The 10588-nt window shown below is 52.2% G+C and carries 9 protein-coding genes; 7 read left to right on the top strand and 2 right to left on the bottom strand.

Going from position 1 to position 10588, the window contains the following annotated elements; all coding sequences use genetic code 11:
• Nucleotides 1-28: 28 nt before the first annotated feature.
• From LOY55_RS29980 to LOY55_RS29950, 7 genes are all read left to right on the top strand, one after another.
• Nucleotides 29-2077, top strand: a complete 2049-nt coding sequence (locus tag LOY55_RS29980; protein ID WP_223523055.1) for a type VI secretion system tip protein VgrG — start codon at nucleotides 29-31, stop codon at nucleotides 2075-2077.
• Between the two features lie 49 nt (nucleotides 2078-2126).
• Nucleotides 2127-4373: a M23 family metallopeptidase gene (locus tag LOY55_RS29975; RefSeq protein ID WP_223523053.1), complete on the top strand. Its 2247-nt coding sequence runs from the start codon at nucleotides 2127-2129 to the stop codon at nucleotides 4371-4373.
• Entirely contained in the window at nucleotides 4373-4879 is a 507-nt protein-coding gene (locus tag LOY55_RS29970; protein ID WP_223523051.1) for a hypothetical protein, read from the top strand. The genes LOY55_RS29975 and LOY55_RS29970 overlap by 1 nt, the downstream gene beginning before the upstream one ends.
• 311 nt (nucleotides 4880-5190) lie before the next feature.
• Entirely contained in the window at nucleotides 5191-6039 is an 849-nt protein-coding gene (locus tag LOY55_RS29965; protein ID WP_223523050.1) for a type IV pilus biogenesis/stability protein PilW, read from the top strand.
• A 2-nt stretch (nucleotides 6040-6041) separates the two neighbouring features.
• The gene (locus LOY55_RS29960) at nucleotides 6042-7115 is read left to right on the top strand and encodes a M48 family metallopeptidase (protein ID WP_223523098.1); all 1074 of its coding nucleotides are present in this window, start codon (nucleotides 6042-6044) and stop codon (nucleotides 7113-7115) included.
• Entirely contained in the window at nucleotides 7112-7711 is a 600-nt protein-coding gene (locus tag LOY55_RS29955; RefSeq protein ID WP_223523048.1) for a lysozyme inhibitor LprI family protein, read from the top strand. Before LOY55_RS29960 ends, LOY55_RS29955 begins: the two co-directional genes overlap by 4 nt.
• 13 nt (nucleotides 7712-7724) lie before the next feature.
• Nucleotides 7725-8216 (top strand): hypothetical protein, encoded by a 492-nt coding sequence (locus LOY55_RS29950; protein WP_309475393.1) that lies wholly within the window; start codon nucleotides 7725-7727, stop codon nucleotides 8214-8216.
• On the opposite strand, the gene LOY55_RS29945 is transcribed toward LOY55_RS29950, so the two are convergent.
• A protein-coding gene (locus tag LOY55_RS29945; RefSeq protein ID WP_408980969.1) for an IS3 family transposase occupies nucleotides 8162-9342 on the bottom strand; the annotation gives its coding sequence in 2 pieces (ribosomal slippage) (nucleotides 8162-9075 and nucleotides 9075-9342; 1182 coding nt in all). The two genes, LOY55_RS29950 and LOY55_RS29945, sit on opposite strands and share 55 nt — an antisense overlap.
• A gap of 140 nt (nucleotides 9343-9482) precedes the next feature.
• On the bottom strand, nucleotides 9483-10502 hold the full coding sequence (locus tag LOY55_RS29940; RefSeq protein WP_109785748.1) for a lysozyme inhibitor LprI family protein: 1020 nt from the start codon (nucleotides 10500-10502) through the stop codon (nucleotides 9483-9485).
• Nucleotides 10503-10588: the final 86 nt, after the last annotated feature.

Genomic DNA, 10588 nt, shown 5'->3' with positions numbered 1-10588 from the left:
CGGATGACCACCGAACAGGGAGCAAGCAATGTTCAACCCGTCTAACGAAACGCATTTCAGCCTGACCGTTGAAGACTACGTCGGCGCCGTGCATTCGGGCGACCTGCAAGTGCTGTCGTTCACCGGCACCGAAGGCATCAGCCAGCCGTATTGCTTCGACCTCGAACTGGTCAGCGAAAACCCTGATCTGGACCTGGAACAGCTGCTGCACAAACAGGCATTCCTCGCGTTCGATCCACAGGGTTCGGGCATCCACGGCCAGATCTACCGCGTCGCCCAAGGTGACGCCGGCAAACGCCTGACCCGCTACAAAATTTCCCTGGTGCCGCACCTGCAATACCTGCATCACCGCACCAACCAGCGCATCTACCAGCAGATGTCGGCACCGAAAATCATCGCGCTGATCCTCGAAGAACACGGTATCAAGGGCAACGCGTACCGCTTCCAGCTCAGCCAACCGTGCCCGGACCGCGACTACTGCGTGCAGTACGACGAAACCGACCTGCACTTCGTCCAGCGCTTGTGCGAAGAGGAAGGCATTCACTACCACTTCCAGCACAGTGCCAAAGGTCATCTGCTGGTATTCGGCGACGACCAGACCGTGTTCCCGAAACTCGGGCAGCCAACGGCTTATGTGCAAGGCAGCGGCATGGTCGCTGACGAACCGGTGATCAAAGGCTTCAAACTGCGCCTGGAAACCCGTACCAGCCGCACCACCCGCCGCGACTACGACTTCGAAAAACCACGCCTGCAACTCGAAGCGGCGTACAAACCCGACGGCGAAAGCACCGAACCGGATCTGGAAGACTACGACTACCCTGGCCGCTTCCTCGACCGCGCGCGCGGCAAATTCCTCAGCCAACGCGCCCTCGAACGCCACCGCGCCGACTACCAGCAAGCCGAAGGCCACGGCGACCTGACCCGGCTCATCAGCGGCCACTTCCTGGAAATGTCCGACCACCCGCGCACCGAGTGGAACGACCTCTGGCTGCTCACGGAAATCGTCCACGAAGGCAAACAACCGCAAGTCCTCGAAGAGTCGGTCACCAGCGACACCACCGACAACAAAGACGACTTTCACCAGGGCTACCGCAACCGCTTCCTCGCCACCCCGTGGAACGTCTTCTACCGCCCCGCGCTGGAACACCCAAAACCCCGCGTACTCGGCAGCCAGACCGCCATGGTCACCGGCCCCAAAGGCGAAGAAATTCACTGCGACCAATACGGCCGCATCAAAGTGCAATTCCACTGGGACCGCGAAGGCCTGGCCGACGACAAAACCAGCTGCTGGATGCGCGTTTCATCGAGCTGGGCCGGCGACCGCTACGGCGCCATCGTCATTCCGCGCATCGGCATGGAAGTACTCGTCACCTTCCTCGAAGGCGACCCCGACCAACCGCTCGTGACTGGTTGCCTGTACCACAAGGAAAACCAAGTCCCCTACGAACTGCCGGCGAACAAAACCCGCACCGTGTTCAAAACACTGAGCTCACCGGGGGGCGGTGGGTTTAATGAACTGCGTATTGAAGACAAGAAAGGTGCCGAGCAGATCTTCATCCATGCCCAGCGGGATTGGGATGAAAACATTGAGCATGACCAGAAGATTCGCGTCGGCAACGAACGCCACGACACGGTGGTGAAGAACACCTACACCGAGCTGAAGGCGGAAGAGCATCGCACCACGATTGCTGATCGCAAGACTGAAGCTCGGATGGATGATCACCTGACGATTGGGCAGAACCAGCATGTGAAGCTGGGGACTGCGCAACTGACGAGTGTTGGGAAAGAGATTCATGTGAAGGCTGGGGCGAAGATTGTTATTGAGGCTGGCAGCGAACTCACCATTTTGGGGGGAGGGAGCTTTATCAAGCTGGATGCCGGTGGGGTGACGGTTGTTGGGCCGGTGGTGAAGATTAATGCGGGTGGTTCGGCCGGGAGCGGGACCGGGATCGGGATTAAACCGCCGGTGCTGCCGGGGGCGGCGGATAAGGATAAGGCGGGGAGTTTGATGGATCAGGCGTTGGGGAATGCGCCTGAGGAACCTAAACCTAGGACAAAGTACCTGTTATCGCTGTGAAGTCAGCGCTCAATGGATTTGAAAAATTGATTAAATATGGATCACACCTATGTTGATTAGCCCTCCATTTCTTCCGGCACCGACTGCTGGAGAGGACGACGAAGCGTTTCTGAATCGAGCCATGTTGTGTGGCGCTCCCGGGGACGGTTTTTTCCCAATCAGCTTTGATCTGAACTGGCATGGTGGTACCCACCTAAAAGCCCCTACAGAAGCCGGGCGCGTGTTGCCTGTACGCGCGATTGCCGACGGGACGTTAGCGTATTTCCGCGAACCAGCCCCTGTGGACGCAAGCGCTGAAGCCCCTTTGAATTACAGCGGATGGACTGACAATGGTTGCATTGTCTTGCGGCACGAAACCGAGATTGGTGAGGGTGCAAATTCGAAGGTGGTTTTCTATTCGATCTATATGCATCTTTCCAAAATAACGGTGAAAGATCTGAGGAAAGGAATGCAGATTTACCGTAAGGAAGCGCTCGGCGAGGCAGGAAAAATCTACGGTTCTGCTAATAAAATCCATTTTGAAATTATTGCGGATGACAACCAGGTCAAGAACCTGACAGGTCGGACGGAACGAGAGCTGGCATACCAGACAAAGTCTGGACGTAAAGAAAGCTGTTGGGGCGACATGTACTTTTGTCTGCCTCCAGAAGTTATGGGTTACACGGATCATCCTAGTTCATGGGCTGATTCGAACAACATGTCCAGTTGTGCATTTCGTCCGGAAGAAGATATTTTCGTGCGTATGAGTTATAGCCAAGGGCAATGCACGTTGAGTACTTACACGCTTGATGGCGAATGTATTGGTGAGCAAAAGGAGGAAAAAGATTTTGAGTACGAACTCTATGAGAAAGCCGCTGCCCGCTATCCTGGGTGTCCAAGCGCGGGTTACGAACTACTTCGCTTTGGCCGAGTACTTGGGCCTGATGTATTAGCACCTTCCAATGCGGCACATTGGCGAAAAATTGCTCTTCCTAGCGGAGCTGCTTGGTTTAATTTGAATGGCAACACGGTTACTTGTTTTAGTGATGCTGACTTCCCTCATTGGCAGGGGTGGAAGCTGATTGATGATGATGCTGATGAAGATAGTCATTGTCAGTCACCCTATTTGAGATCTCTACTGAAACTCGATGAAGATCCTCTTTATCCGGTTTCCAGAAATTTGGTAGAAATATCTCAGAATCCGAATATTAAGTATGCGCCTGCTAAGCCTGAGGAAGAGCATGTTTACAGCAAGAGCTATCGCATAAAGCAACATAACCAAGCGATCATCGAAACGGAAAGCTCCAAGCAGAAGCTAAAACGATGCATTTTTAAATTTCCAAGTGAGTGGGGCAAAAGCGATTTCGATACTCGTTATGGTTGGTTGCTAAAAGAGTCGGAACTGGGGCCACCTATGCCGGAAGGTGACTACGAAAAACTTAAAGCTCACCAAGAGGCTATGGCGTTTTGGGAGGAGGCTGGTTTAACGGATATAGAATCCAAGCACTGGCATTTTCCACCAAAAGAGTTTGTTGAAACGTTTAGGAAGTGCTCATGGTTGAGCGCAGGTGAATTAATACAATGCATCCCTCGGTCATTTGTTGGTGAGGATCATAAGAGTAAAATATTATATCGTGCAAGTATTCCATATTCTGGCGCTTCTCGCAGGGCTGTGAGAATTAAAGTGTCACTCAATGAAGTTATGCGAAAATATTTGGTTGTAACGAAGCAGCGTATGAGTCAGTTTATGGCAAATGGCTTGGTAGAGTCAGGGTTCTTTTCTCAGTTTTCGGAACTTGGAGAGGGTAAAGGCAAGACCTACGGAGATTGGTATGGTCGGGGGATTATTCAGGTAACGCATAAAGATAATTACATCAAGTACTTTAAACATCGAGGTCGGCAAGTAAACAATGAAACTCAGAACGTAGCTTGGAGAAATGCGGTTGGATCAGAATCTTATGACCAAGCTGAAAGCGCTGGTTTTTGGTGGGCGAAAAATAAGGCCAATAAAACAAGCGATCCTGTCGCTATGAATGTTGCGTGGCGGGTGGACGTGTGTGAGGACTTTAACTGGAAGACACACCAGTGTAGCGTTTCTCTCAGTGCGGAGAGTAGACTGAGCAATCCAACACTAGATTTAGTTGGGCGTCATGTGAATACAGGTAAGCCGACTACAACGATACGTATGAATGGATTGCCTGAACGAAGAGATGCATTTACCAATGTACAAGCGATATTGTCGGATCTGTTATATCCAAGCCCAGAGCCTGGAGAGTTGCCAGCACCAATTCCGTCGTTCATTAAGAGGCAAAAATAGTGATTAAGATCGTAGCTTTCTATTTGCTTTCCTCATTCTTTCTGGCACACGCTGGCGAAAATCTAATTGTTGAAACCGATGGTTGCGGAATGAAGGCAAGCAATTTCTCGGGCTTTTCATCTGAGGATACAAGTGAAGGAGAGACTATTATTAAATACAAATATAAAGACGGCAGGGTGCGGAATATCAAAATCAGTTGCGAAGATATGACTTTGGCGGATGCAATATCTGGAGATTATGTGCAAGAGAAGGATGGTTTGAAAGTTGGAATCGGATCGCATCCTTTGGCAAAGGCAAGGACGTATTCTGGTAGTAATTGGTCTGGTGTCGAGGGTGTTTATTTTTTGGGTGCGGTTTGCTTTACCACATCATTTGAGGCAGGAAAAAATCACGTGTTTTTTATAGATACATGCGGTGAGGAAAAGGACACGAATGAGGTAAGGAAGAGCATTTTGTCGCTCCTTAAGCACGCTGAAACGTATTACATCGAGCCTAATGCACAATAAATAGTATGGCGGGTTTGTATTTGGCAGTTTAATCCATCCTTCTCGCTGCAAGTGCGTTTTGCCTGGGCGTAAAGGGGGGGCTTATTTATAGAGTGGGTTTCGAGATATGGGGACAGATTCATTTAAGGTAGGTGAGCTTTCGGTAAATAAATTTGCCCCCATTGTTGTCGCGGGGCGATTGGAGCAGTACAGCTTTGACAACAACCAACGCTCATTTGGCTCGAAGGGATACCGAGAAGTGTTGATCAAGGCTTATGGCGTTACGAAGAAGCAACTGCAATCGGAAAGCCCTGCAATGAAAAGGATCGTTTATGGCCAGCCTTAAGAGGGTGTTGATGATCGGCAGCCTTCTTGCCGCCACCAGTGCCTTTGCCGAAGACCCGCCAATAGTCGGCATCGACGGACACACAGTGACGTTTCGAGCGACAAAATGGACGATGCCCGGTGTAGAGTCGGCGACTGCATGGTTCACCGCAAACGGCAAAACCTTCCCGCTCTTCAGCATCGACGTTGGCGTCGATGGGCACTCCGGTTGGCTTAGTCCTGACAAGAAAACCTTGTTGCTCGACCCGGTGAGCTTCGGCATGTTGTCGGTCGAGAATGGTGAAGAAAAGCCGGTGTCGCAACAGCATTGCGATGTGATCTCAATGGAGACCGGTTGCGTGCTGGCTGAGCGTTCTGCCAGCTTTTGTGTCGGTAAATGGGTGGGCAAAGAGTGGGTTTCCGAAGACGGCGAAGTGCTCAATCCCGCCTTGGAGACGAAGTCCCCAAAGGACTTGTTGAAGCATGTCATGGGCATCGACTCGGCGCAGTCCCGCGTAGAATCCATCGAATGGAGCCTGAGCTTTTTGAGTCCGGAGTCCTACATGGCGTGTCATCCCCCGTCGAAAAATGTTCAGACGTTCAACGACTTGGGTTTTTACTTGGCCGAGGGCGGTAACGATGAGCTTGCGCTGAAGTTTTATCGAGGCGTTGAGGCGGTCGGCAGGCGCACGGTGTTGATGTTGAACATGGCTGATTCACTGTGGCGACTTGATCGCAAAGATGAAGCGCAGCGGTATTACAGCGAGTATCGCGCGGCGATGAGCGCCGCCGGCAAAGCGCAGAAGATTTCGCAACGAGTAGTTGAGCGATCTGAAATTCAGGGACTGAAACAGTGAATATGTTCATCCGCTTTATCGTGTTGACCCTAGGGCTGCTACCCGCTTCATGCGCACTTGCTGCCCCGCAAGTCCTCAAGGAGATCCCGGCAAGCTTGCTGGGCGACGGATCACGCCAAAACGTGTTTGTTCTGTCGGGAGAAGCGGACGAGGCTTCCCAGCGGTTGCTGATCGCGCCGGTACAAGCACTCAGTGAGGGCATATTGCTCGATACGTCGAAGGCGTTGCCTTTGATCAAGAGCCAGTACTCGCCTGTTCTCCTGGATGGTTTCAGCGTCCGGGTTCTCAAAGGTCAAACTGGTACCATGACAGTTGTGAATCCACAAGAGGAAGAAGTGCTGGTCAAGCAGGGGCTCGTTGAAGCAGGGGATTACATTGCGCTGGTGACCAACGAGGAAGATAACGCAGTTTACAACTTCAACCTGTTGTTCGCGTTCAATAGAAGCTCAAGGCAGTTTGAGCTGAAAAGCGTGCTGCAAGTGACCAATAACAGTTCCTGTGATCGCTCACTTATCAGTGTCTCGGAGCTTCCCGAAGGGATGCTTGGACATGCCAGCCTTGCTACCTTCGATGGCCGTATGGCTCTTCAACAATTACGCATAGCGAAAATGGAAGCCCCAAAGGGCGGTTATAAAAAACTGATGACTGTCGAGTCGTCGGAGTTTCTGGATTCGGCTCTGGAGGCTTATCGCAAGGGTAATAACGACGCCTTCAGGTATGTGATGAGCTATGCACTGATGGGTGGTGGCTCACAAGACATCTGTGATCCAAACAGCTACCTCGTCCGTAAGTACTACTATCCGCAGCATGTTGGTTGGTCGAATGATCTCGGCTTTTTGTTGGGTGAGGCTGGTTATTTCCAGGAATCAATTGAGTTGTTGAGCGCTGTCATCGCATACAACCCAGGCCGTACCGTCGCTTATCTGAACATTGCCGACAGTTATTGGGCGGTGGGCGACAAGGCTCGAGCGGTGGCGGCGTACAAGCAATACGCATCGCAAATGTCTGAAGTGGAAAAGGCTTCTAAGATTCCGGCGAGGGTGAGTGAGCGTAGCGCTGGAGCGCCCGAATCATGATCAGGCTCAGAGCGCTCATTGAATGGGGTTCAGGCATTTGTTTCGCTGCTTTGTTAGTCCCTGCGCATGCTCGAGAAACATGCAACCCGGACAGTTTTTCCAATCCCGACTTGATCACCTGTGGCCAGCAAAGATTCGAAAAAGTCGACGCTGTGTTGAATGAGCAATACAAGAAAACCCTAGTCAGCTTGTCTCCCGCAGACAAGAAGCAGCTGACCGATGTGCAAAGAAAGTGGGTTCGCTTTAAAGAAGCGTATTGCGAGGATTTGTATCAGGCCGTTTTGCCGGGAGCGGAGGCGCCTATCGAAAAGCTGGCTTGTTTGGCGCAGACAACCAGTGCCCGCTTGGGTGAGCCCATTTATCTACAGACTGGTCTGCCTAATGATGGCTTTTACAAAGCTGCATCGTTGATGGCAGGGCAGGACCGCGAAAGCGGTCTGAAGGCCTCGATCAATCTGCTGGGAGGGGGTGACTTCGACGATCCGGTGTGGAAGCAATATGCGGATGCGCAGTGCGAGATGAGCTTTCGTCTGTTTCGTGAAGACATCGCTTATTGCGCTGTGCGAATGCGCTTTCAGATACCTATGAGCCGCTGAAGGAATAATCGGTTTGAAATATTTTTCTTCGTTTTTTGTAGTCCTGCTACTCCTCTCTCCGATGGCGGCTCACAGCGAAGTCACGACTGAGGTCTCTTGCTTCCGCTCGCAGGAGGGCAAAAACATCAATTTCGAATTCAGAACCTATTACGACTCGGTCACCAAATGGAGCGGTGCGGGCGTTAGGTATAGCAAGTCTGAGAAGGCCATTCCTCTCGTCTATCGGAACACTGAGGAAGAAGTCATGACGGAAGACGGGCCGTATCAGTTCACGACGACTTGGGTGGAGGTTTCTGACGGTGGGATGACGGGGGAGTATGAAAGGGCAACTCAGGGGGCTCGGGTGAACTCGATGTACTACACGAATTACAAATCCGGTAAGAAGTATTCGTTCGATCAAGATATCAGCATGGAAGCGTCACCAGAGACAGGTTGTCAGTGGTGCAGTGGTCAATTAATTCCGGACACCTCGATAGGTGGTTTCGACGCCATTGCCCGTTCGTAAACGGTCGGTGGCAGATATCCCAGTTTTGAGTGCAGCCGCTCGTTGTTGTAATACCCAACGATGTATTCAGTGATGTCACGTATCGCTTCGGCGTGGTTGGCGTAATCGCGCCGCCATACCCGCTCCATTTTCAAACTCAGGAAGAAGCGCTCCATCACTGAGTTGTCCCAACAGTTACCTTTACGGCTCATGCTTTGCTGCATGTTATTTCTTGTCAGCAGCGCCCTGTAGCTCGCGCTGGCGTACTGGCTACCGCGATCCGAGTGAGCGATCAGACCAAGTGGCGGTTGACGCTGAGCAACTGCCAGTTGCATGGCACTACACACCAGCTCGGCAGGCATGTTCGGGGCCATGGACCAACCCACGATCTTGCGTGAGAACAAGTCCAGTACCACGGCCAGGTACAGCCAGCCGCTACGGGTCCGGATATAGGTAATGTCCGCCACCCAAGCCTTGTTCACCGCCGCGGGTTCGAATTGACGATTCAACACATTTTCAGCGATCGGCAGGTCGTGGTTGCTATCGGTCGTGTGCACAAACTTGCGCTTCCAGGCCGAACGCAGACCGTTGGCGCGCATCAAGCGACGAATTTTATAAACGCCTATTTCCATACCCTTAGCGCGCAACGCTTTACGCAACGGGCGACTGCCATAGCTGCCGCCACTCGCAGCAAACGACGCCTTGAGTTGCACAGTCACGGGACAAATCGAGGCTGGCGCTCCAGCACGCTTGTTGGCCTCGTAGAAACCGGATCGGCTGATACCCAGCAGCCGACAGACATACGCCACCGAATAAGCCTTCTGTTGCAGCTGACGAACCAGGCGATACGTTACTTCAGCTCGCGGGCAAAGAAGGCGGTGGCTTTTTTTAATACATCGTTATCCATCTTGAGCTGGCGGTTTTCCTGCTCCAGCTGCCGGATGCGCTGTTGCTCAGCCGTCAACGGTTTGCCGATTCCGGCCTCTCCCAGCTGTTCAGCCTCGTACTGCTGTACCCAGCGCCGGACGGCGGTCTCACCAATATTCAGGTCGCGACAGACCTGCGGAACGGCCAGTCCTTGGTCCTTGATCATCTTTACGACTTGCAGCTTGAAGCTGTCGTCGAATGCCCTGCGTTTGCCAGTCATGAAAAACTCCTCGATAGATGCATTCTCCACCTATCGAGGTGTCCGGGGAAATTAGACCACTACAGTGGTAAGTCGAGATCATCAAGAAAAGAGGACTCAACGTCCCCTTTTCGTTCTGTGTGTCCCCTATCCTTTGGCTCCTACGGCATGTAATCCAGTGGCGCCTTGCGCCAATCGAATTGTTCGGCATACCAGCGTTGAATCGGGCCTGGCAAACGTCCTTTCCAGCCCTGCACGTTAGTGTAGTAGCGCACACGGTAGTTCTGCTTCTGATCGCTGACCAGCACCGCGACCCAAAGTTGAGCGTCGCGCCCACGCATGAGTAGTGCAGCGTTGGGAGGCGGAAGCCCCAATACTCGAATTTTGGCGACTTGAGCCCCCAGGTTGTCTGCGGCTGACTCGTCTACGTAGTAAAACGAGTCACTGGCATCCAGAATGGTTTGATAGTCATCCTTAAGCAATTGCCGAGCTGCGTCGTCTTCTTCTTGCGTGCGGACTAGCCCTAGGGACAGCAGGTCATAGTTCATATTAAGTGGCTGTTCGGATGCGACATAACGTCCACCGAAGGATGCGTCAGTTCCTCGGCATTCACCCACTTGGATGACGTAAAGGAGGCCGGTGCTTGGTGTCATCAGTAACGTGCAATCTTCGCTGCGATAAATACCTTGGGAGCCTTCCAGGTTGAACGTATCAGTCAACGTTCCTGAGCTCATTTTATTAGCCGCTTTTACTGTGAAATCGAATTGTGGCGCGCGCCCGCTTATCTTCCATTCGGCGCTGTCGAATCGCCCATCAGGGATACGTCGCCAAGTCCCTTTCCAGTTGAAAGGTTTACCTGCGTGTTGGAGCGCTACAATCCGCATCAAATAACTGCGTCGCAAGCAATGAAAGTCGGTAGCGCAGTGGTCGCGGTGTTTAATCCACTCGCGTTGATCAGCCTTCAGTGTCACCGTGTCCTTCACTGTCGCCTTTGCCGTTTTCCATACCTGCCCCAATTTACTATCCAGTCCAAGCGTGTATGGGTCAGTACAGATTGCTTTTTCTGTAGGTGTAGCGGCATTGGCGCAGTCGAAACTGTTGGCGGCAGCAACTGTGGTAAAGGCCATACTGGACAGCATCATGGCGTGGATAAGGGTAGAGCGCGGTAAGGCAAAGGGCATCTGGAGAGTCCATTCTGGAAGTGCGGCACTAGTATGCGTAGATGCATGGTGATTTTAAGTATTTTTTGTACCTTTGGAAGTGATCG

The sequence above is a fragment of the Pseudomonas sp. B21-040 genome, assembly GCF_024748695.1.
In the GTDB taxonomy this organism is placed as follows: domain Bacteria; phylum Pseudomonadota; class Gammaproteobacteria; order Pseudomonadales; family Pseudomonadaceae; genus Aquipseudomonas.
This window is presented reverse-complemented; position numbering and strand designations above follow the sequence as displayed.

Coding starts and splice junctions, on each gene's coding strand:
- LOY55_RS29980 (WP_223523055.1), top strand. CDS start 29: ATGTTCAACCCGTCTAACGAAACGCATTTCAGCCTGACCGTTGAAGAC.
- LOY55_RS29975 (WP_223523053.1), top strand. CDS start 2,127: ATGTTGATTAGCCCTCCATTTCTTCCGGCACCGACTGCTGGAGAGGAC.
- LOY55_RS29965 (WP_223523050.1), top strand. CDS start 5,191: ATGGCCAGCCTTAAGAGGGTGTTGATGATCGGCAGCCTTCTTGCCGCC.
- LOY55_RS29960 (WP_223523098.1), top strand. CDS start 6,042: ATGTTCATCCGCTTTATCGTGTTGACCCTAGGGCTGCTACCCGCTTCA.
- LOY55_RS29955 (WP_223523048.1), top strand. CDS start 7,112: ATGATCAGGCTCAGAGCGCTCATTGAATGGGGTTCAGGCATTTGTTTC.
- LOY55_RS29940 (WP_109785748.1), bottom strand. CDS start 10,502: ATGCCCTTTGCCTTACCGCGCTCTACCCTTATCCACGCCATGATGCTG.